Annotated in this window: 18 protein-coding genes and 4 pseudogenes; 16 read left to right on the forward strand and 6 right to left on the reverse strand. The window is 64.9% G+C overall.

The features are described from left to right. The 6 genes and pseudogenes from tilS to ispD form a co-directional block, all read left to right on the forward strand. The coding region (gene tilS, locus BAY1663_RS14410) for a tRNA lysidine(34) synthetase TilS (protein WP_037042031.1) at nucleotides 1-399 on the forward strand (399 nt) is incomplete at its 5' end. A 168-nt stretch (nucleotides 400-567) separates the two neighbouring features. After that, nucleotides 568-2,197: pseudogene (locus BAY1663_RS14415) on the forward strand (CTP synthase). Further along, nucleotides 2,194-3,039, forward strand: coding sequence for a 3-deoxy-8-phosphooctulonate synthase (kdsA, locus tag BAY1663_RS14420; RefSeq protein ID WP_037042033.1), 846 nt, complete (start codon nucleotides 2,194-2,196; stop codon nucleotides 3,037-3,039). The pseudogene BAY1663_RS14415 and the gene kdsA overlap by 4 nt, the downstream one beginning before the upstream one ends. Nucleotides 3,040-3,072: 33 nt before the next feature. Further along, nucleotides 3,073-4,362, forward strand: coding sequence for a phosphopyruvate hydratase (gene eno / locus BAY1663_RS14425; RefSeq protein WP_037042035.1), 1,290 nt, complete (start codon nucleotides 3,073-3,075; stop codon nucleotides 4,360-4,362). A gap of 337 nt (nucleotides 4,363-4,699) precedes the next feature. After that, complete coding sequence (ftsB, locus tag BAY1663_RS14430) at nucleotides 4,700-4,978, forward strand: cell division protein FtsB (RefSeq protein ID WP_037042037.1); 279 nt, start codon at nucleotides 4,700-4,702, stop codon at nucleotides 4,976-4,978. Further along, nucleotides 4,975-5,679, forward strand: coding sequence for a 2-C-methyl-D-erythritol 4-phosphate cytidylyltransferase (gene ispD, locus BAY1663_RS14435; RefSeq protein WP_037042040.1), 705 nt, complete (start codon nucleotides 4,975-4,977; stop codon nucleotides 5,677-5,679). The genes ftsB and ispD overlap by 4 nt, the downstream gene beginning before the upstream one ends. Nucleotides 5,680-5,725: 46 nt before the next feature. On the opposite strand, the gene BAY1663_RS14440 is transcribed toward ispD, so the two are convergent. From BAY1663_RS14440 to BAY1663_RS14450, 3 genes and pseudogenes are all read right to left on the reverse strand, one after another. Continuing rightward, on the reverse strand, nucleotides 5,726-6,892 hold the full coding sequence (locus BAY1663_RS14440; protein ID WP_037042041.1) for a hypothetical protein: 1,167 nt from the start codon (nucleotides 6,890-6,892) through the stop codon (nucleotides 5,726-5,728). A gap of 96 nt (nucleotides 6,893-6,988) precedes the next feature. Then, a pseudogene (locus BAY1663_RS14445) lies at nucleotides 6,989-7,288 on the reverse strand (HPF/RaiA family ribosome-associated protein); the annotation flags it as partial. A 137-nt stretch (nucleotides 7,289-7,425) separates the two neighbouring features. Continuing rightward, nucleotides 7,426-8,325 (reverse strand): LysR substrate-binding domain-containing protein, encoded by a 900-nt coding sequence (locus tag BAY1663_RS14450; protein WP_037042051.1) that lies wholly within the window; start codon nucleotides 8,323-8,325, stop codon nucleotides 7,426-7,428. A gap of 302 nt (nucleotides 8,326-8,627) precedes the next feature. On the opposite strand from BAY1663_RS14450, the gene BAY1663_RS14455 reads away from it, so the two are divergent. Together BAY1663_RS14455 and fghA are read left to right on the forward strand one after the other, a co-directional pair. Next, nucleotides 8,628-9,743 carry an S-(hydroxymethyl)glutathione dehydrogenase/class III alcohol dehydrogenase gene (locus BAY1663_RS14455; RefSeq protein WP_037042053.1) on the forward strand — a complete coding sequence of 372 codons (1,116 nt, stop codon included), beginning with the start codon at nucleotides 8,628-8,630 and terminating at the stop codon, nucleotides 9,741-9,743. Between the two features lie 93 nt (nucleotides 9,744-9,836). After that, nucleotides 9,837-10,681: pseudogene (gene fghA, locus BAY1663_RS14460) on the forward strand (S-formylglutathione hydrolase). Nucleotides 10,682-10,929: 248 nt separating this feature from the next. On the opposite strand, the gene BAY1663_RS14465 reads toward fghA, so the two are convergent. Beyond that, complete coding sequence (locus BAY1663_RS14465) at nucleotides 10,930-11,979, reverse strand: alkene reductase (RefSeq protein WP_037042055.1); 1,050 nt, start codon at nucleotides 11,977-11,979, stop codon at nucleotides 10,930-10,932. Between the two features lie 42 nt (nucleotides 11,980-12,021). Next, entirely contained in the window at nucleotides 12,022-12,324 is a 303-nt protein-coding gene (locus BAY1663_RS14470) for a helix-turn-helix transcriptional regulator (RefSeq protein ID WP_037042057.1), read from the reverse strand. A gap of 171 nt (nucleotides 12,325-12,495) precedes the next feature. On the opposite strand from BAY1663_RS14470, the gene ispF reads away from it, so the two are divergent. The 8 genes and pseudogenes from ispF (at nucleotide 12,496) to BAY1663_RS24490 (ending at nucleotide 19,057) form a co-directional block, all read left to right on the forward strand. Beyond that, on the forward strand, nucleotides 12,496-12,969 hold the full coding sequence (gene ispF / locus BAY1663_RS14475) for a 2-C-methyl-D-erythritol 2,4-cyclodiphosphate synthase (protein ID WP_037042059.1): 474 nt from the start codon (nucleotides 12,496-12,498) through the stop codon (nucleotides 12,967-12,969). Continuing rightward, nucleotides 12,966-14,005, forward strand: a pseudogene (gene truD, locus BAY1663_RS14480) (tRNA pseudouridine(13) synthase TruD). Before ispF ends, truD begins: the two are co-directional and overlap by 4 nt. Beyond that, on the forward strand, nucleotides 14,005-14,754 hold the full coding sequence (surE, locus tag BAY1663_RS14485; protein WP_037042060.1) for a 5'/3'-nucleotidase SurE: 750 nt from the start codon (nucleotides 14,005-14,007) through the stop codon (nucleotides 14,752-14,754). Before truD ends, surE begins: the two are co-directional and overlap by 1 nt. Before the next feature lie 41 nt (nucleotides 14,755-14,795). Next, entirely contained in the window at nucleotides 14,796-15,431 is a 636-nt protein-coding gene (locus tag BAY1663_RS14490) for a protein-L-isoaspartate(D-aspartate) O-methyltransferase (RefSeq protein ID WP_037042092.1), read from the forward strand. A 19-nt stretch (nucleotides 15,432-15,450) separates the two neighbouring features. Further along, the gene (locus BAY1663_RS14495; RefSeq protein WP_037042062.1) at nucleotides 15,451-16,386 is read left to right on the forward strand and encodes a DUF368 domain-containing protein; all 936 of its coding nucleotides are present in this window, start codon (nucleotides 15,451-15,453) and stop codon (nucleotides 16,384-16,386) included. A gap of 28 nt (nucleotides 16,387-16,414) precedes the next feature. After that, nucleotides 16,415-17,257 carry a peptidoglycan DD-metalloendopeptidase family protein gene (locus BAY1663_RS23910; protein WP_371257627.1) on the forward strand — a complete coding sequence of 281 codons (843 nt, stop codon included), beginning with the start codon at nucleotides 16,415-16,417 and terminating at the stop codon, nucleotides 17,255-17,257. Nucleotides 17,258-17,357: 100 nt separating this feature from the next. Continuing rightward, complete coding sequence (rpoS, locus tag BAY1663_RS14510; RefSeq protein ID WP_037042068.1) at nucleotides 17,358-18,338, forward strand: RNA polymerase sigma factor RpoS; 981 nt, start codon at nucleotides 17,358-17,360, stop codon at nucleotides 18,336-18,338. Between the two features lie 581 nt (nucleotides 18,339-18,919). Next, entirely contained in the window at nucleotides 18,920-19,057 is a 138-nt protein-coding gene (locus tag BAY1663_RS24490; protein WP_164838461.1) for a hypothetical protein, read from the forward strand. 6 nt (nucleotides 19,058-19,063) lie between these two features. Here the strand turns inward: BAY1663_RS24490 and BAY1663_RS14515 are convergent, their stop codons facing one another. Further along, the gene (locus tag BAY1663_RS14515; RefSeq protein ID WP_037042070.1) at nucleotides 19,064-19,921 is read right to left on the reverse strand and encodes a GNAT family N-acetyltransferase; all 858 of its coding nucleotides are present in this window, start codon (nucleotides 19,919-19,921) and stop codon (nucleotides 19,064-19,066) included. Between the last annotated feature and the right edge of the window lie 34 nt (nucleotides 19,922-19,955).

Genomic DNA, 19,955 nt, shown 5'->3' on the forward strand with positions numbered 1-19,955 from the left:
GCCACGCCCCGCTGGCGGCTGGCCGGTGGCGAGTTGCAGCGCGGCGGGGAGAGGATCTGGTGGCTGCCCGATGGCTGGCTGGAGCCGACCGGCGGCCCGGTCGACTGGCCGCAACCGGGTGTCGCCCTGGAGTTGCCCGGCAACGGAACGCTGCGGCTGGACGGGACGCCGCCCTCCGGCCGATTGCAGGTGCGCTACCGCCAGGGCGGCGAAGTGCTCGCGGTACCCGGGCGCGGCCGTCGCGATCTCAAGCGCCTGCTCAACGAGGCCGGTCTGCCGGGCTTCGTGCGCGCGCGCCTACCCTTGCTGTACCGCGACGGCGAGCTGATCGCGGTGGCCAATCTGCCGCAGTTGAGCGCGGGATGGCCTGCCCTGTCTTGGCGCACACCCCCTTTTTAGCGGTTTGAGCTGATAAGGCCTTTCCGGTAGACTACGCTCCCGTCTCAATACAGCTTCTGCGGTTTCTTCGACTCCGTGGCAGTTGCGCTATTGCCGATCGGCGAGCAATGGCACCTTCGCTTTCCCCCGGCGGCGCCGGCCGCTTAACGCAGACTTCTAGGGTTTTTCATGACGCGCTACATCTTCGTCACGGGTGGTGTTGTTTCTTCATTGGGGAAAGGCATCGCCTCGGCTTCATTGGCGGCCATCCTGGAGGCGCGGGGCCTGAAGGTCACGATGCTCAAGCTGGACCCTTACATCAACGTCGATCCGGGCACCATGAGCCCGTTCCAGCACGGTGAGGTGTTCGTCACCCACGACGGCGCCGAGACCGACCTTGACCTGGGCCACTACGAGCGGTTCATCCGCACCCGCATGACCCAGAACAACAACTTCACCACCGGCCGCGTCTACGAGGACGTGCTGCGTCGTGAGCGCCGTGGCGACTACCTGGCGCGACCATCCAGGTCATCCCGCACATCACCGACGAGATCAAGCGCCGCATCATCAAGGCGCCGGCGATGCCGACGTGGCCCTGGTGGAAGTCGGCGGCACCGTCGGCGACATCGAGTCGCAACCCTTCCTCGAGGCGATCCGCCAGCTGCGCGTGGAAGTCGGCGCCAAGCGCGCCATGCTGATGCACCTGACGCTGGTGCCCTACATCGCCACCGCCGGCGAGACCAAGACCAAGCCGACCCAGCATTCGGTCAAGGAACTGCGCTCCATCGGCCTGCAGCCGGACGTGCTGGTCTGCCGTTCCGACCGCGCCATCGACGTCTCCTCGCGGCGCAAGATCGCGCTGTTCACCAACGTCGAAGAGCGCGCGGTGATCAGCCTGCCGGACGCCGACACCATCTACAAGATCCCGGGCATCCTGCATGCCCAGGGCCTCGATGACTACGTGGTCGAGCGTTTCGGCCTCGAATGCCGTGGCGCCGACCTGTCCGAGTGGGACCGTGTGGTCGATGCCAAGCTGCATCCCGAGAAGGAAGTCACCATCGCCATGGTCGGCAAGTACATGGAACTTCTGGATGCCTACAAGTCTCTGATCGAGGCGATGAGCCACGCTGGCATCCAGAGCCGTACCAAGGTGAACCTGCGCTATATCGACTCCGAAGACATCGAGAACCAGGGCGTCGGCCTGCTGCAAGGCGTCGATGCCATCCTGGTGCCGGGCGGCTTCGGCCTGCGTGGCGTGGAAGGCAAGATCGCCACGGTCCGCTATGCGCGCGAGAACAGGATTCCCTACCTGGGCATCTGCCTGGGCATGCAGGTCGCGGTCATCGAGTTCGCCCGCGACGTGCTGGGCTGGGAAGACGCCAATTCCACCGAGTTCGACAAGAACAGCGGCCATCCGGTGGTCGGCCTGATCACTGAATGGGAAGACGCCAGTGGCGCGGTGGAAACCCGCAGCGATACCTCGGACCTGGGCGGCACCATGCGCCTGGGCGCCCAGGAGTGTGGCCTGGAGCCGGGCTCGAAGGTATTCGAATGCTATGGCCAGGAGCGCATCGTCGAGCGCCATCGCCATCGCTACGAAGTGAACAACAACCTGCTGCCGCAACTGCAGGCGGCGGGGCTGAAGATTACCGGCCGTTCCGGCGACGGCGCGCTGGTGGAAGTGGTCGAGGCGCCGGACCATCCCTGGTTCGTCGCCTGCCAGTTCCACCCGGAATTCACCTCCACGCCGCGTGACGGCCATCCGCTGTTCAGCGGCTTCGTCAACGCCGCACTGGACTACAAGGCGAAGAAGGCATGAGCCAGAAGACCATCCGCGTAGGCGGCATCGAGATCGCCAACGACAAGCCGTTCGTGCTGTTCGGCGGGATCAACGTGCTGGAGTCCCGCGACCTGGCCATGCAGGCCTGCGAAGAATACGTGCGGGTGACCGAGAAGCTCGGCATCCCCTACGTGTTCAAGGCCAGCTTCGACAAGGCCAACCGCTCCTCCATCACCTCGTTCCGTGGCCCCGGCCTGGAAGAGGGGATGAAGATCTTCGAGGAAGTGAAGAAGACCTTCGGCGTGCCGGTCATCACCGACGTGCACGAGCCCTGGCAGGCGCAGCCGGTGGCCGAGGTCTGCGACATCATCCAGCTGCCGGCCTTCCTTTCGCGGCAGACCGACCTGGTGGTGGCGATGGCCAAGACCGGCGCGGTGATAAACATCAAGAAGGCGCAGTTCCTCGCCCCGCAGGAAATGAAGCACATCCTGCGCAAATGCGAGGAGGCCGGTAACGACCAGCTGATCCTCTGCGAGCGCGGTTCGTCCTTCGGCTACAACAACCTGGTGGTCGACATGCTCGGCTTCGGCATCATGAAGCAGTTCGAGTACCCGGTGTTCTTCGACGTCACCCATGCCCTGCAGATGCCCGGTGGGCGTGCCGACTCGGCCGGTGGTCGTCGTGCCCAGGTCACCGACCTGGCCAAGGCCGGCCTGTCCCAGGGGCTGGCCGGGCTGTTCCTCGAAGCGCATCCGGACCCGGACAATGCCAAGTGCGACGGTCCGTGCGCCCTGCGCCTGGACAAGCTGGAGCCTTTCCTCACCCAGCTCAAGCAGCTGGATGACCTGGTCAAGAATTTCCCGCCAATCGAAACTGCTTGAAGCCTTGCAGCTATCTACGGAGTGTTAACAACAATGGCAAAGATCGTCGACATCAAGGGGCGTGAAGTTCTCGATTCCCGTGGCAACCCCACCGTGGAAGCCGACGTGATCCTCGACAACGGCATCATCGGCAGTGCCTGTGCGCCGTCCGGTGCATCCACCGGTTCGCGCGAGGCGCTGGAGCTGCGTGATGGCGACAAGAGCCGCTACCTGGGCAAGGGCGTGCTGACCGCCGTGGCCAACGTCAACGGCCCGATCCGCGATCTGCTGCTGGGCAAGGACCCGGTCGACCAGAAGGGCCTGGACCAGGCGATGATCGAGCTGGACGGTACCGAGAACAAGGCCAAGCTGGGCGCCAACGCCATCCTCGCCGTGTCCCTGGCCGCCGCCAAGGCCGCCGCCCAGGCCAAGGGCGTGCCGCTCTACGCGCACATCGCCGACCTCAACGGCACTCCCGGCCAGTACTCCATGCCGGTGCCGATGATGAACATCATCAACGGCGGCGAGCATGCCGACAATAACGTCGACATCCAGGAATTCATGGTCCAGCCGGTCGGCGCCAAGACCTTCGCCGACGCGCTGCGCATGGGCGCCGAGATCTTCCATCACCTCAAGGCCGTGCTCAAGGCTCGCGGCCTGAACACTGCGGTGGGCGACGAGGGCGGTTTCGCGCCGAACCTGGCCTCCAACGAGGACGCACTGGGCGCCATTGCCGAGGCGGTCGCGAAGGCCGGCTACACGCTGGGCAGCGACGTGACCCTGGCCCTGGACTGCGCCTCCAGCGAGTTCTACAAGGACGGCAAGTACGACCTGGCCGGTGAAGGCAAGGTGTTCGACGCCGAAGGCTTCGCCGACTACCTGGCCGGCCTGAGCCAACGTTATCCGATCATCTCCATCGAAGACGGCATGGACGAGTCCGACTGGGCCGGCTGGAAGGCGCTGACCGACAAGATCGGCGAGAAGGTCCAACTGGTCGGCGACGACCTGTTCGTCACCAACACCAAGATCCTCAAGGAAGGCATCGACAAGGGCATCGCCAACTCGATCCTGATCAAGTTCAACCAGATCGGCTCGCTGAGCGAAACCCTGGAAGCCATCCAGATGGCCAAGGCCGCCGGCTACACCGCGGTGATCTCGCACCGCAGCGGCGAGACCGAGGACAGCACCATCGCCGACCTGGCCGTGGGCACTGCCGCCGGTCAGATCAAGACCGGTTCGCTGTGCCGCTCCGACCGCGTGTCGAAGTACAACCAGCTGCTGCGCATCGAGGAGCAGCTGGCCGGCAAGGCGCCGTACAAGGGCCGTGCCGAATTCCGCGGCTGAGAACCTGTTCATGATCTGCTGCGCGTCGGCCCTGCGGCGTTAAAAACAGGCTCGGCAAGCCGCTTGCGGCTAACGCGCTTTAGCGCGGCCCGAAGGGCGAACGGAGTGAGTCATGCTCATTTACATCAGTAAACTCCGCTTCCTCGCCTGTTTTTGCCTTGCAGGACTCTAGCTCGCGAGATCGTGAACAGGCTCTGAGCCGCGGCATTCTAAAAAAGGGCGGCGTGAGTCGCCCTTTTTTGCTTCAATCCTGAAAGCCGGTTTCCGAGAAAGAGCAGCCGCCGCCGGTCACCGCTTTCCCATATTCGAATACAGCCGAAGCCGTTTCATGCCTGCTATGCGTCGCCCTTACTGGTTGTTCGTCGTGCTGATTCTGCTCTTGGGCGGCTTGCAGTATCGCCTGTGGGTGGGTGAGGGCAGCCTGGCCCAGGTCAGCAGCCTGAACAAGCAGATCGCCGAGCAGCAGGGCGAGAACGAGCGGCTGCTGGAGCGCAACCGGATTCTCGAGGCGGAAGTCCTGGAGCTCAAGCAGGGCATGGAAACCGTCGAGGAACGTGCCCGCCAGGAACTCGGCATGGTCAAAGAGGGCGAGACCCTCTATCAGCTGATCGAATGAACCCACACGACCTTCCTGCCTTCTGGGTGGTGATTCCGGCCGCCGGCATCGGCAGCCGCATGCGCGCCGACCGACCCAAGCAGTACCTGCAACTGGCTGGGCGCTGCATCCTCGAACACACGCTGGACTGCTTTCTCGACCATCCCCGGCTGCTGGGGCTGGTGGTCTGCCTGGCGCCCGACGATCCGTACTGGCAGGACCTGCCGTGTGCGCGCGACACCCGTATCCAGCGCGCGGCCGGTGGCAGCGAGCGTTGCGATTCGGTGCTGGGCGGCCTGCAGCGCCTGCGCGAGCTCGGCGCCGGCGCTGGCGACTGGGTGCTGGTGCACGATGCGGCGCGGCCCAACCTGGCCCGCAGCGATCTGGACAGATTGCTGGCCGAGCTGGCCGACGACGCGGTGGGCGGCCTGCTGGCCGTGCCCGCGTGCGACACGCTCAAGCGTGCAGGCCCGGATGGCCGGGTCGTGGAAACCGTGGATCGCAGCGTGATCTGGCAGGCCTATACGCCGCAGATGTTCCATCTGGGCGGCCTGCAACGCTCGCTCGCGGCGGCGCTGGAGGCCGGGGCGACGGTCACCGACGAGGCGTCGGCCATCGAGTGGGCAGGGCTTTCGCCGCGCCTGGTGGAAGGCCGCGCGGACAACCTGAAGATCACCCGGCCCGAGGACCTGCTCTGGCTCGAGCGGTGCTGGAAGGCTTGAACTCGCGGTCATGGCAGACAGGCCGGGGCCTGTCTGCCATATGCCCTCAGAAGCGATAGATCGCCGCGGCCCCGGTGGCGGTAGGCATGCGCTCCACCGGCACCACGACTACTTCGCCGCCTTGTTCCAGGGTCCAGATGGTCAGCTCGTCGAGCAGGTCCGGCGTGGTCATGCCGTCCCCGTCCCCGGGGATCGCCTTGCCCCGGGCCTTGTCGGCCTGCCCGGGAATCTTGCGTTCGGCCTCCACCAGCAGGGTGGCGACCCGGCCTTGCTGGGTAGCTTCGCCGATGTCCTCCAGGCGATCCGAGCCCAGACCCTGGCCGTGGGAGGAGCCGAACTGCTCGAGCAGGCCCTCGAGGCGCTTGAGGTAGCGTGGCTGCATGACCAGCCAGCTCTTTTCACGCAGCTCGTTGGTGCTCAGCGTGCCCTGGCCGATCTCGATGCCTTCGGCCAGCAGCTGCTCGTTATGGCTGATACGGCGGAAGTGCGGCTGCTGCTCCGGCAGTGCGGCGAGGATCAGCGGCAGCCCCGAGGGTTTCGAGTGATGCTCGGCGATCGCCCGGTCGACCTCGCGGAAGAAACGGTCGCGGTCGCGATCGATCTCCGCCTGCTTGCCGCTGCCGCCGGCCTCGACCTGCATGGAGTCGCCGCGCTCGCCGGCGCGGCTGTAGCCCTGGACGAAGCCGCTCTGGCCCTTGTCGGTCATATCGCTGCCCAGCGCCTCGGTGAGGGTGCGCGGTACCGCCTCGTGCAGCTTCACTTCGTCGAGCGCATCGCGGTTGCCCTCGAACAGGCGCACCGAGTCGCGCGACAGGCAGAGGATCTGGTAGCGGTCGGCCGACTGGGCGATGCGCAGCAGCGGCTTGAGGTGCATGCGCTCGTTGGCCACGGCCAGCTCCGGCACGCTGCGCTGCAGACGATAGACCTCGAAGTAATCCTTCGCGGCGAACGCTGCCAGGCCGTCAAGGCTATGGTTCCAGAAGTCGTTGTCGTCGACCAGCGCATGGAATGGCTTGAGCAGCGACGGCACCTGTTCGCCGTGGCCCTGCTGCTTGAGGGCATCTTCCAGTTGCCGGACCAGATGCTTGAAGCGGATCGGGTCCTGCTGGCGTTCAGGGAAGCTGCGATGGGTGGGCTGGTAGAGCGACAGACACGGCCCTTCGCGCCGTGACAGCAGTTGGGAAAGGGTTTCGCGGTCGAGCAGGCGGTTCATGGGTGGCCTCCATCGAATTGGTGATTCGGTCCCTCGCAGTGGTGATTGATGGCGCTTTCTGTGGCCATCGTTGGCCGGTGGTCAGTGGCGATTGAATTTGTCGAGCGCATGGCTCAGGGCGTGATTGAGTTTCTCCGCGGCGCCGTTGATCGCCAGGTCCAGCGATTCGGCCTTGTGCGTGGCGGAAATCGGCTCGTGCCCCTTGACCCGCGCCTCCATCTGGCAGCGTTTGTCCTGCGGGCCGCTCTTGCCGCTGTTTTCGTCGTTGAGATGAACTTCGACCCGGGTCAACTGGCCATCGAAACGTTCCAGTTCGCTCTCCACGGTCGCCCTGATGCGTTCCTCCAGGCCGTTGGAAACGTCGACGCTGTGATTGCTGTTCACCAGAACCTGCATGGTGTCCTCCTGATTGAAGCGCTGCATACCCGTGCGCGAAGACGCGAAGGATATGCAGCTACAGAAGTTACGACGTGGCAAGCGGGGCTGGGTTCCGCCGCCTGCCGCCCCCTCGGACGCATGGTGCCGGGCTCGGTTCAGCGTTCCTCGCCGGCATATTCCGGGCAGCGCGCGAGCCCGGTCTTCAGCGCCTCGATCAGCAGGCGAACCTTGGGCAGCGGGTAGCGCCGCTGCGGATATATCGCCCAGACGGCGGTGTCCGGCGGCTGGTTGGCTTCGAGCAGCGAGACCAGCTCCCCGCGGCGCAGCGGTTCCTGCACGTAGTAGTCCGGCAACTGGCACAGGCCGAAACCGCGCAGGGCGGCATCCAGCACGGCCTGGCCGCTGTTGCAGCGCCAGTTGCCGGTCGGTTTGAAGTGCTGCTCGCGACCGTCGACCTGGAATGCCCAGGTATCGCCCGTACCGATCAGGCAGTTGTGCCGCGCCAGTTCCGACAGGGTGTGCGGGCGCCCGTAGCGCTCCAGGTAGGCCGGTGCGGCACACAGGTACATCGCCCGGGGCGCGATACGGCTGGCGACCAGCCGCGAGTCGCCGAGGCGGCCCAGACGAATCGCCAGGTCGTAGCCTTCCTGCACCAGGTCCAGGGTGCGGTTGGACAGCTCGATCTCGACCCGCAGTTGCGGGTGGCGAGCCATGAATTCGTTCACCAGCGGCACGATGAAGCGCTCGCCGTAGGCCACCGCGGCAGTCATGCGCAGCAGCCCGGTCGGCGCGGCATGCAGGTCGCTGATCGCCAGGAAGGCTTCGTCGCGCTCCTCGATCAGCCGCTGGCAGCGGGTGAAGAAGGTGTGCCCCGCCTCGGTCAGCGACACGCGGCGGGTGGTGCGGTAGAGCAGGCGTGCCTGCAGCCGTTCCTCGAGGCGGGCGACCTGGCGGCTGACGTGCGAGGACGATACGCGCAGGCGCTCGGCGGCGCGCATGAAGCTGCCACATTCGGCGACGGCGACGAATTCGTCGAGGCCTTCCCAGCGATTCATCGGGAGCTCCGGGAAAACGGCAGGCAGTGTCCAGTCATGTGTTGCTCGAAGTGATAGGAGCGGGCCATGCCCGCGACGCTTTTGCACGCTGAATATTCGCGGGCATGGCCCGCTCCTACAGGGGGACGTCCATCCGCAACAGACAACTCAGGCATAGACAACTTGGGGGACTGGGAACGGTTGTACGAAATGGTAGCGTATTGTCCCTCGGCAGCAATAATGTTTTCCCGAAACGCTCATTAAGCCAGTTGGAGAGTGAATTACACTTTCCGCTTTCCCTGACACACAACGAGAGTGATGCCATGACCATCAAGTCGCGCGCCGCGGTCGCCTTCGGCCCCAACCAGCCCCTGAAGATCGTGGAAGTGGACGTTGAGCCGCCCAAGGCCGGCGAAGTGCTGATCCGCATCGTCGCCACCGGCGTATGCCATACCGACGCCTATACGCTGTCGGGCGAGGACTCCGAAGGCGTCTTCCCGTGCATTCTCGGCCATGAGGGCGGCGGTATCGTCGAGGCGGTGGGCGAGGGCGTCATCTCGGTGGCCGTCGGTGACCATGTGATCCCGCTGTACACCGCCGAATGCCGCGAGTGCAAGTTCTGCAAGTCCGGCAAGACCAACCTGTGCAGCTCGGTGCGCGCCACCCAGGGCAAGGGCCTGATGCCGGACGGCACCAGCCGCTTCAGCTACAACGGCGAGCCGATCTATCACTACATGGGCTGCTCGACCTTCTCCGAGTACACCGTGCTGCCGGAAGTCTCGGTGGCGGTGATTCCCAAGGAGGCGCCGCTGGAGAAGGTCTGCCTGCTGGGTTGCGGCGTGACCACCGGTATCGGCGCGGTGCTCAACACGGCCAAGGTGGAAGAGGGCGCCACGGTCGCCATCTTCGGCCTGGGCGGCATCGGCCTGGCGGCGATCATCGGCGCCAAGATGGCCAAGGCCAGCCGGATCATCGCCATCGACATCAATCCGGGCAAGTTCGCCATCGCCGAGGAGCTGGGCGCCACCGACTTCGTCAATCCCAAGGAGCACGACAAGCCGATCCAGGAGGTGATCGTCGAGATGACCGACGGCGGCGTCGACTACAGCTTCGAGTGCGTCGGCAACGTGCAACTGATGCGCGCGGCGCTGGAGTGCTGCCACAAGGGCTGGGGCGAGTCGACCATCATCGGCGTTGCCGGTGCCGGCCAGGAGATCAGCACCCGGCCGTTCCAGCTGGTCACCGGGCGCGTCTGGCGCGGTTCGGCCTTCGGCGGCGTCAAGGGGCGTACCGAACTGCCGGGCTACGTGGCGAAAGCGCAGAGTGGCGAGATCCCGCTGGATACCTTCATCACCCACAACCTGCCGCTGGAAAAGATCAACGAGGCCTTCGACCTGATGCACGAGGGCAAGAGCATCCGTACCGTCATCCACTATTGATCCGGAGGGTGGCTAACGCCGTCGCCAGACGGCTTATCCACCTCGGCAGGTGGAAAACGCTTCGCGGTTTTCCACCCTACGCGAGGCCTACCCATGACCCTTGAAAACCTTTCCTGCCAGAAAAGCTTCGGTGGCTGGCACAAGCGCTACCGGCATCGTTCGCGCAGCCTGAACTGCGACATGGTCTTCGCCGTGTACCTGCCGCCGCAGGCCGAGCAGGGCGAGCAGCTGCCGGTGCTGTACTGGCTGTCCGGGCTGACCTGCACGGACGAGAACTTCATGCAGAAGGCCGGCGCCCATCGCCTGGCGGCGGAGCTCGGCCTGATCATCGTGGCGCCGGATACCAGCCCGCGCGGCGCCGGCGTGCCGGACGACCCCGAGGGTGCCTGGGACTTCGGCCTGGGCGCGGGTTCTACCTCAACGCTACCGAACAGCCCTGGGCGCAGCACTACCGCATGTACGACTACGTGGTGGACGAACTGCCGGCGCTGATCGAGGCGAATTTCCCGGTGTCCGACAGGCGCGGCATCAGCGGGCACTCCATGGGCGGTCACGGCGCGTTGATCTGCGCGCTGAAGAACCCGGGCCGTTACCGGTCGCTGTCGGCCTTCGCGCCGATCGTCAATCCGCTGAACTGCCCGTGGGGCGAGAAGGCCTTCACCCACTATCTGGGCGCGGACCGTTCGCGCTGGCGCGAGTGGGACGCCTGCACGCTGATCGCCGAGGCTGGCGAGAAACTGCCGATCCTGGTGGACCAGGGCGATCGCGACGACTTCATGGTCAGCCAGTTGAAGCCCGAGGCGTTGGAGGCGGCAGCCAAGGTGGCCGATCACCCGCTGACGCTGCGCATCCAGCCCGGCTACGACCACAGCTACTACTTCATCTCCAGCTTCATCGATGACCACCTGCGCCATCACGCCGCGGCGTTGAAGGCGTAGGGTGGATGACGGCGTAGCCTCATCCACGCGTCTGGTTCGCCGGCGAATATGCTGGCCGGGGCGTTTGCTTGATGCGCCGGCCGCGTGGAAAACGCTTTGCGGTTTCCACCCTACGAGGCCGCATGCCGCGGCGTTGAGGGCGTAGGGTGGATGACGGCGTAGCCTCATCCATGCGTCTACCGCCAGGAACGACCGTCACAAAAAAGGCCCGGCCGGAGTTCCCGGTCGGGCCTTTCCATCGCCAGGAGCTAGAGCGACGGATAATCGGTGTAGCCTTCGGCACCTTGGGCATAGAACAGTTCGGGCCTGGGCTCGTTCAGCGGAGCATTCCGGCGCAGCCGCTCGACCAGGTCCGGGTTGGCGATGAAGGGAATGCCGAACGCCACCGCATCGGCCTTGCCTTCGGCCAGCCAGGCGTTGGCCTGTTCCCCGGTGAAGCGCTCGTTGGCGATATAGACGCCGCCGAAAATCTGCTTCAACTGCGGACCGAGGCTGTCCTCGCCGGCCTTCTCGCGGGTGCAGATGAAGGCGATGCCGCGCTTGCCCAACTCGCGGGCGACGTAGCCGAAGGTCTCCGCGCGGTTGGAATCGCCCATATCATGGGAGTCGGCACGCGGCGCCAGATGCATGCCGACGCGGCCGGCGCCCCAGACCGAGATGGCGGCATCGGTCACTTCCAGCAGCAACCGTGCGCGGTTCTCCAGCGAGCCGCCGTAGGCGTCGCTGCGCTGGTTGGTGCTGTCCTGCAGGAACTGGTCGAGCAGGTAGCCGTTGGCGCCATGGATCTCCACACCGTCGAAACCGGCTTCCTTGGCGTTCTCGGCCCCCTTGCGATAGGCCTCGACGATGTCGGGGATTTCCTCGGTCTGCAATGCGCGCGGCGTCTCGTAGTCCTTCATTGGCCGCACCAGGCTGACATGCCCGGCCGGCTTGATGGCGCTGGGCGCGACCGGCAGCTGGCCGTCGAGGTAGAGCGGATCGGAGATGCGTCCGACGTGCCAGAGCTGCAAGACGATCTTGCCGCCCTTGGCGTGCACGGCATCGGTGATCTTCTTCCAGCCCTGCACCTGCTCGGCGGACCAGATGCCGGGCGTGTCCGGATAGCCGACGCCCATCGGTGTCACCGAGGTGGCTTCGCTGATGATCAGGCCGGCATCGGCGCGCTGGCTGTAGTACTCGACCATCAGCTCGCCGGGCACGCGGCCGGGCTCGGCGCGGCAGCGGGTCAGGGGCGCCATGATGATACGGTTGTTCAGTTCCAGGTCGCCGATCCTGATCGGGTCGAAGAGTGTGGGCATAGCCGTGCTGCTCCTGTACGCGAGGGTGGTTCGATAAAACGGTCAGAGATCCTGGCCGATACGCTCGACGAAGGCCTGGATGACCTCGTCGTTGCGCTTGAAGAAGTGCCACTGGCCAACCTTCCGGCTGCTGATCAGCCCGGCTTTCTGCAGGGTGGCCAGGTGCGCCGATACCGTCGATTGCGAGAGGCCCGCGCGCTGGTCGATCTGCCCGGCGCAGACACCGTTCTCCAGCGAGTGGTGCTGCTCGGCGAAGTAGCGCTGCGGCTCCTTGAGCCAGCGCAGGATGTCGCGGCGCAGGGGATGGGCGAGCGCCTTGATGATGTCGTCGAAATCGTCGGGCATGGGCTGTTTCGCAGTCGTATATCGGAATGAGGCGAACTATATATCGGAATAAAACGATATGTGATCGATTCGTCTGATGGTGCCTATCGCCGCTATCGATGATGAAGCGCCCGCGCTGCGGCTGTTCGCTCCTGTAGAATCGCCACCTGAGTTTTCCAGGGTGTTCTTTCTATGCGTATCGGCCATGGCTTCGACGTGCACCGCTTCGGCGAGGGCGATTTCATCACGCTCGGCGGCGTGCGAATTCCACACAGGTTCGGGCTGCTGGCCCATTCCGACGGTGATGTGCTGCTGCATGCGCTGAGCGATGCGCTGCTCGGCGCCGCGGCGCTGGGCGACATCGGCAAGCACTTCCCCGACACCGACCCGCAGTTCAAGGGGGCCGACAGCCGCGTGCTGCTGCGCCACGTACTCGAGCAGGTGAAGGCCAAGGGCTGGAAGGTCGGCAACGTCGACGCCACCATCGTCGCCCAGGCGCCGAAGATGGCGCCGCACATCGAGCGCATGCGCGCGCTGATTGCCAAGGACCTGCAGGTCGAGATGGACCAGGTCAACGTCAAGGCCACCACCACCGAGAAGCTCGGCTTCGCCGGGCGCGAGGAGGGGATCGCGGTGCATGCGGTCGCCTTGCTGGTTCACGCATGAACGAGGCGCAGCTGCTCGGGCCGCGTGCCCATGGCGAGCCCTGCGGTAGCGCGGTACTGAAGGCCGTCGCCGAGGATTTCCAGGTCGACGAGGTGCTCGACATCCCGCTGTCCGGCGAGGGCGAACACCTGTGGTTGTGGGTGGAAAAGCGCAACCTGAATACCGAGGAGGCCGCCAGGCGCATCGCCCGCGCCGCCGGGGTGCCGCTGAAGATGATCAGCTACGCCGGGCTGAAGGACCGCCAGGCGCTGACCCGGCAGTGGTTCAGCCTGCACCTGCCGGGCAAGGCCGATCCGGACCTGGCGGCGGCGGAGAACGAAAGCCTGGCGATCCTCCAGCGCACGCGCCACCAGCGCAAGCTGCAGCGTGGCGCGCATTCGGCCAACGGTTTCACCCTGCGCCTGACCGAGCTGCGTGGCGAGCAGGCGGCGCTCGATGCCCGACTGGAGCGGATCAAGGCCCGTGGCGTGCCCAACTACTTCGGCCTGCAGCGCTTCGGTCACGAGGGCGGCAACCTGCACGGCGCCCGCGACTTCGCCGCCCGAGGGGAACTGCCGCTGCAGCGCAACCTGCGCTCGCGGCTGCTCTCGGCCGGGCGCAGCTACCTGTTCAACCGGGTCCTGGCCGAGCGGGTCGCCGAGGCGAGCTGGGATCGGGCGCAGGTGGGCGACCTGCTCGCCTTCACCGACAGCCGCAGCTTTTTCCCGGCAGGCGAGGCCGAGTGCAGCGACCCGCGGCTGGCGATTCTCGACCTGCACCCCACCGGCCCGTTGTGGGGCAGTGGCGAGTCGCCGGCAGGCGGCGGAATCCAGGCGCTGGAGCAGCGTGTCGCCGCTGCCGAGCCGGCAATCGCCAATTGGCTGGCGCAAGCGGCATGAAGCACGAACGGCGCATTCTTCGCCTCCCCATCGGCGGTTTGTCATGGCATTATCCCGAGCCTGACATTCTGCAACTGGAATTCGTCCTGCCGACCGGATGCTTCGCCACCGCCGTGGTGCGCGAGCTGGTCAGCCTGGCAGGGCAGACGGACATCTGATGCGTATTCTGATCGCCAACGACGACGGGGTGTATGCACCCGGGCTCGCCGCGCTTTACGACGCGCTGGCCGATTATGCCGAGTGCAAGGTGGTAGCCCCGATCCAGGACATGAGCGGCGCCAGCAGCGCGCTCACCCTGGACCGCCCGCTGCATCCGGTGAGCATGCCCAACGGTTTCATCGGCCTGAACGGCTCGCCCACCGATTGCGTGCACCTGGGACTCAATGGCCTGCTCGACGACACCCCGGACATGGTGGTCTCGGGAATCAACCTCGGTGCCAACCTGGGCGACGACGTGCTCTATTCCGGCACGGTCGCCGCCGCCATCGAGGGGCGTTTCACCGGCCTTCCCGCCTTTGCCTTCTCGCTGATCTCGCGCTCGCCGGAGAACCTGCCGACGGCCGCCTACATCGCCCGCACGCTGGTGGAGAAGCACGACCAACTCGACCTGCCGCCGCGCACCGTGCTCAGCGTGAATGTGCCGAACCTGCCGCTGGACCACATCCGCGGCATCCAGCTCACCCGCCTGGGGCATCGCAGCCGGGCCAAGCCGCCGGTCAAGCAGGCCAACCCGCGCGGCAAGGAGGGCTACTGGATCTCGGTCGCCGGCGACGTCGAGGACGGTGGCCCGGGCACCGACTTCCACGCCGTCATGCAGGGCTACGTGTCGATCACGCCGCTGCAGCTGGACCGGACCTTCCATGAGGCCTTCAAGGGCCTCGAAAGCTGGCTGGAGAATGTGCTGTGAACCATCGCGGACAAGACAGCCTGTTGCTCCACGGCTCCGGCATGACATCCCAGCGCACGCGCGATCGCCTGATCCAGCGGCTCTACGAGGAGGGGCTGTCCAATCCCCACGTGCTCGAGGTGATTCGCCGCACGCCGCGCCACCTGTTCGTCGACGAGGCCCTGGCGCATCGGGCCTACGAGGACACCGCGCTGCCCATCGGCCACAACCAGACGATTTCCCAGCCGTTCATGGTCGCCCGCATGAGCGAGCTGCTGCTGGCCGACGGCCCGCTGGACAAGGTGCTGGAGATCGGTACTGGCTCGGGCTACCAGACCGCCGTGCTGGCGCAACTGGTCGAGCGGGTGTTCTCGGTCGAGCGCATCCAGGCGCTACAGGACCGTGCCAAGGAGCGCCTGGCCGAACTCAAGCTGCGTAATGTGGTCTTTCGCTGGGGCGATGGTTGGGAGGGTTGGCCGGCACTGGCGCCCTACAACGGCATCATCGTCACCGCGGCGGCCGCCGACGTGCCGCAGGCCCTGCTCGAACAACTGGCGCCCGGTGGGCGCCTGGTGATTCCGGTGGGTGCCGGCGAAGTCCAGCAACTGATGCTGATCATTCGAGAGGAAAACGGCTTTTCCCGCCATCTTCTGGATACCGTACGTTTCGTGCCGCTGCTCAATGGACCCGTAGTTTGATCATTCAGCGGAAGGAAACATGAAGAGCGCTTTGTTGTTGTATGCCAAGGGTATGGCCATGGGGGCGGCGGATGTGGTGCCCGGCGTGTCGGGCGGCACGGTAGCCTTCATCACCGGTATCTATGACGAGCTGCTGCGCTCGATCAGCGCGGTGCCCTATGCCGTCGCTCCGCTGCTGCGCGGCCGCGTTGCCGAGGCCTGGAAGACCGCCAACGCGACCTTCCTGCTGGTTCTCTTCGCGGGCATCCTCACCAGCGTCTTCACCCTGGCCAGGCTAATAACCTATCTGCTGGAGCATCATCCGATCCCGGTATGGTCGTTCTTTTTCGGCCTGATCCTGGTCTCGGTGCATCTGGTCGGCAAGGAAATCCAGCGCCGCAACCTGTCGCGAATCCTCAGTTTCTGCCTGGGCATCGGCTTCGCCTACTGGATCACCGTGGCCGCGCCCATGCAGTGGAGCAGCGGTGGGCTGAGCCTGTTCCTGGCCGGTGCCATCGCGATCTGCGCGATGATCCTGCCGGGGATTTCCGGCAGCTTCATCCTGGTATTGCTGGGGCTCTATCCGGTGGTGCTGGGCGCGGTCAAGAATCTCGACGTCGGCGTGCTGATGACCTTCGCCGCCGGCTGCCTGCTCGGCCTGCTGAGTTTCGCCAAGCTGCTCAGCTGGATGCTCAAGCACTGGCGCGACCTGACCCTGGCGTTCCTCACCGGGCTCATGCTCGGCTCGCTGAACAAGGTCTGGCCCTGGAAGGAAACCCTCACCTGGCAGACCAACTCGCACGGCGAACGGACCCCTCTGCTGCAGCAGAACCTGCTGCCCGCCACCTACGGCGACCTAACCGGGCATGATCCCCAGTTGCTGATAGCTATCCTGTTGGCTATCGGCGGTATCGTGCTGGTGCTCGGCCTCGAGTGGTTCGCCGGTCGGCGTCAGCCGGTGGCGGAAAGCGTCTGAACGGACTTTTTATGAAAGGGAGCGGGCATTGAGGCTCACAGCCATTCAGCGGTGGATTCGCGATCCTCTGGTCCGTTCGTTCCTGGGCGTCATGCTGATCGGCTCGACGCTTCTCGGTTGCGCATCCGCTCCGCCGGGGGGCGTGCAGGTCGTCGATCGCAACAATCGCGACCGTGTCACCAGCGGCCATTACATCGTCCGCCGTGGCGATACGCTCTGGTCGATCGCCTTCCGCTTCGGCTGGGACTGGCGTGAGCTGGCCCGGGTGAATGGCATCCGGCCGCCGCACGTCATCTATCCTGGCCAGCGGATCAGCTTCGACGGACGTGCAGCACCTTCCGTCGCCACCGCACCGCGCCCTGTCGCCCCGGCGCCGGCAGCACCGAAACCCGCGCCTTCGACGCCTGTGGTGGTCGCCACCCCGGTGCCACGGCAACCCAGCATCAGCACCGCACCCAGCCAGCCGGCGACCACGCCGGTGACGCCGGTCACCCGCTCGGCAAGCGGCTGGGCATGGCCGGCGAACGGCACGATCATCGGGCGTTTTTCCTCAAACGGCAGTTTGAATAAAGGAATTGATATCGCCGGGGAATTAGGACAGCCTGTCTTAGCTGCTTCTGATGGGACTGTTGTGTACGCCGGTAGTGGATTACGGGGTTACGGCGAACTTGTAATCATCAAGCACAGCGATACCTATGTAAGCGCCTACGGTCACAACCGCAGGCTGCTGGTGCGGGAGGGCCAACAAGTCAAGGCTGGGCAAGGCATTGCCGAGATGGGATCGACGGGAACCGACCGGGTGAAGCTGCATTTCGAAATTCGTCGCCAGGGAAAACCCGTAGACCCCCTGCAATATCTGCCGAGACGTTGACCTGACGCCCGCCTGTTCCGGCACTGGGATGGGCTCGAGTATTGCCAAGGATTGCGTGCTGCCCGAGCCTGTTGTCGAACTCAGAACAGGACAACAATAAATGGCACTCGAAAAAGAAGCGCTGGAGTTTGACGTCGACGATGCGGTTCTGCTCATGGAACCGGCCACAGCATTCGACCGCGCCAGCGATACGCACCGGCCCTCGGCTGCTGGCAAGGCCAAACAACACAAGTTCATCGACTACAACCGGGCGCTCGACGCGACCCAGTTGTACCTCAACGAAATCGGTTTCTCCCCCCTCCTGACTCCCGAAGAAGAAGTGCACTTCGCCCGCCTGGCACAAAAGGGTGATCCGGCGGGGCGCAAGCGCATGATCGAGAGCAACCTGCGCCTGGTGGTGAAGATCGCACGGCGCTACGTCAACCGCGGTCTGTCGCTGCTCGATCTGGTCGAGGAAGGCAACCTCGGCCTGATTCGTGCGGTGGAGAAGTTCGATCCCGAGCGTGGCTTCCGTTTTTCCACCTATGCCACCTGGTGGATTCGCCAGACCATCGAACGGGCGATCATGAACCAGACCCGCACGATTCGCCTGCCGATCCATGTGGTCAAGGAATTGAACGTCTACCTGCGCGCTGCGCGTGAGTTGACGCAGAAGCTCGATCACGAGCCCAGCCCGGAAGAGATCGCCAACCTGCTGGAAAAGCCGGTGGGGGAAGTCAAGCGCATGCTCGGCCTGAACGAGCGGGTGACTTCGGTGGACGTCTCCCTCGGGCCGGATACCGACAAGACCCTGCTCGACACCCTGACCGACGAAAAACCGACCGATCCCTGCGAATTGCTGCTCGATGACGATCTTTCGGCGAGTATCGATCAATGGTTGTCCGATCTCACCGAGAAGCAGCGGGAAGTGGTCATTCGCCGCTTCGGCCTGCGGGGCCATGAGGCGTGCACCCTGGAAGAAGTTGGCCAGGAGATCGGATTGACTCGCGAGCGCGTCCGGCAGATTCAGGTGGAAGCGCTTCGACGCCTGCGGGAAATCCTGGAGCGCAATGGGCTGTCGAGCGACGCCTTGTTCCAGTAGCGCTTGCGGCCTGGCCGTGCCAGGCCCGGAAGGGCGCGCCGTTCTGATCCCGTCGGGCCGAGGGCGGTTTGCGCCCCCTCGGCCCTGTACGTTGTCCAACCGCTGCCGCCCTGGCGGCCTTCAGCCCATCGAGCTAATGCCCGGATAGCTGTTTTTCCGGTTTGTCTCCATCCCTTGTAAGCATTTGCTTACAAAGCCTGTAAGAAAAGTATGTGAAAAGGCCGATCGAATCGCCCGATCATCCATGTATGTAAATATAACTTCTTGATTTTAAATGAGTTATTTTTGGCGATGGTCGATGAAAATCCGACGCTGTGGATTTCCCCCCGGTTGCCGCAGTCGTCGGGATCATTAATATCGCGCTCGTACTTAAGGACAAGTACAGGCCTTCATGGATGAGGGTCAGGAACCATTGCTGGAGGCGATGTCATCAGGACGATGAGCAGGACGTAAAGGAGCATGGAAGGAGGCGGGCGGGGATCAACTCCCGCCCCTTTTTTTGCCCGCAGCAAAGTGCTCGTTGAACCGCAATGCACGTTCATGGCCTAAGTTCCCACAGCCATCCAGCGGGAGCACAGCGAATGAGCGGCAAAGAGCAGAACGGCCAGCCGGCCGAAGATCGGGACGATGTGGTCCGGCGCCCCGAAGACGCCGACGAGGATCAGCTCGACGAGGCGCTGGAAGAGACTTTTCCCGCCAGCGACCCGATCTCGCCTTGAGCGCTTCTACCGTTGCGCGTGGTCGCTTGCACAGTGGGGCGCGGTACGCTCCAGCAGTGCGGGCATGATCCGCTCGCGCAGCAGCGGTGCCAGGTCATCGCGTGTCGGAGTGTTCAGCTCCAGCCAATCCAGTTCCTCGAGTTCCGCCTGAGCATGCACGGCGTGGGGGAGCCGCGCCATGAACACGTCGGCCTGCACCCAGTGCCCCGGCTCGTTGGCGGCGGGCGCCTGATAATGTCCCAACGGCTCGAAGTCGCCTTCGCCAAGGCGCAGGTGCAGCTCCTCGTCGAGTTCCCGCATGAGCGTTTGCAGTGGGCTTTCGCCCGTTTCCGCCTTGCCGCCGGGCAGCATGAAGAAGCGGCTGCCGCGCTTGCGCACGACCAGGATGCGTCCGCTCTCGTCGAACAGGCAGGCAATGGCGATAGTCAGGGTCGGTCTGGGCATGGAGGGCATCCGGCGGTCGTTGAGCAGGGCGATCAGTGTCTTGGTTCGCTGGTAGCGGGCCAGGCGGTCGGCCAGGGTTTCCGGTAACCGCTCGGTGGGAAAGAAGCCCAGCCTGGCATAGAACTCCCGCAGCCGTGGCTGGCAGAACAGCCAGACCGGCCCTTCGACCGAGGCCAGGGCTTCACGAACCAGCCGGGCACCGATTCCCCGGTTCCGCTCTGGCGGAGCCACCAGCAAGCCGGTCAGGAAATGCCCCTGCTCGACGGGTGTCAGGCAGAGCCCGGCATGAATCTCGCTGCGCCGGGCGACCCAGCATTTCGCATCCGGGTGCACGCGGTTACGGCTGTTGTGGCTGCGGTAGAACCTGATCAGCAAGGGGACCAGCGGCGAGGGGAGCGGCTGATAGTCGAGGGCTGGCATGTCGTTCGGTCGTTCTCGGGGCCGAATAGTCTAG

Source organism: Pseudomonas sp. BAY1663 (assembly GCF_000582595.1).
Taxonomy (GTDB): Bacteria; Pseudomonadota; Gammaproteobacteria; order Pseudomonadales; family Pseudomonadaceae; genus Stutzerimonas; species Stutzerimonas stutzeri_AF.

Bases quoted from the DNA above. Each gene is read 5' to 3' on its own strand.
- kdsA (WP_037042033.1), top strand. From the start codon at position 2,194: ATGAGCCAGAAGACCATCCGCGTAGGCGGCATCGAGATCGCCAACGAC.
- eno (WP_037042035.1), top strand. From the start codon at position 3,073: ATGGCAAAGATCGTCGACATCAAGGGGCGTGAAGTTCTCGATTCCCGT.
- ftsB (WP_037042037.1), top strand. From the start codon at position 4,700: ATGCGTCGCCCTTACTGGTTGTTCGTCGTGCTGATTCTGCTCTTGGGC.
- ispD (WP_037042040.1), top strand. From the start codon at position 4,975: ATGAACCCACACGACCTTCCTGCCTTCTGGGTGGTGATTCCGGCCGCC.
- BAY1663_RS14440 (WP_037042041.1), bottom strand. From the start codon at position 6,892: ATGAACCGCCTGCTCGACCGCGAAACCCTTTCCCAACTGCTGTCACGG.
- BAY1663_RS14450 (WP_037042051.1), bottom strand. From the start codon at position 8,325: ATGAATCGCTGGGAAGGCCTCGACGAATTCGTCGCCGTCGCCGAATGT.
- BAY1663_RS14455 (WP_037042053.1), top strand. From the start codon at position 8,628: ATGACCATCAAGTCGCGCGCCGCGGTCGCCTTCGGCCCCAACCAGCCC.
- BAY1663_RS14465 (WP_037042055.1), bottom strand. From the start codon at position 11,979: ATGCCCACACTCTTCGACCCGATCAGGATCGGCGACCTGGAACTGAAC.
- BAY1663_RS14470 (WP_037042057.1), bottom strand. From the start codon at position 12,324: ATGCCCGACGATTTCGACGACATCATCAAGGCGCTCGCCCATCCCCTG.
- ispF (WP_037042059.1), top strand. From the start codon at position 12,496: ATGCGTATCGGCCATGGCTTCGACGTGCACCGCTTCGGCGAGGGCGAT.
- surE (WP_037042060.1), top strand. From the start codon at position 14,005: ATGCGTATTCTGATCGCCAACGACGACGGGGTGTATGCACCCGGGCTC.
- BAY1663_RS14490 (WP_037042092.1), top strand. From the start codon at position 14,796: ATGACATCCCAGCGCACGCGCGATCGCCTGATCCAGCGGCTCTACGAG.
- BAY1663_RS14495 (WP_037042062.1), top strand. From the start codon at position 15,451: ATGAAGAGCGCTTTGTTGTTGTATGCCAAGGGTATGGCCATGGGGGCG.
- rpoS (WP_037042068.1), top strand. From the start codon at position 17,358: ATGGCACTCGAAAAAGAAGCGCTGGAGTTTGACGTCGACGATGCGGTT.
- BAY1663_RS24490 (WP_164838461.1), top strand. From the start codon at position 18,920: ATGAGCGGCAAAGAGCAGAACGGCCAGCCGGCCGAAGATCGGGACGAT.
- BAY1663_RS14515 (WP_037042070.1), bottom strand. From the start codon at position 19,921: ATGCCAGCCCTCGACTATCAGCCGCTCCCCTCGCCGCTGGTCCCCTTG.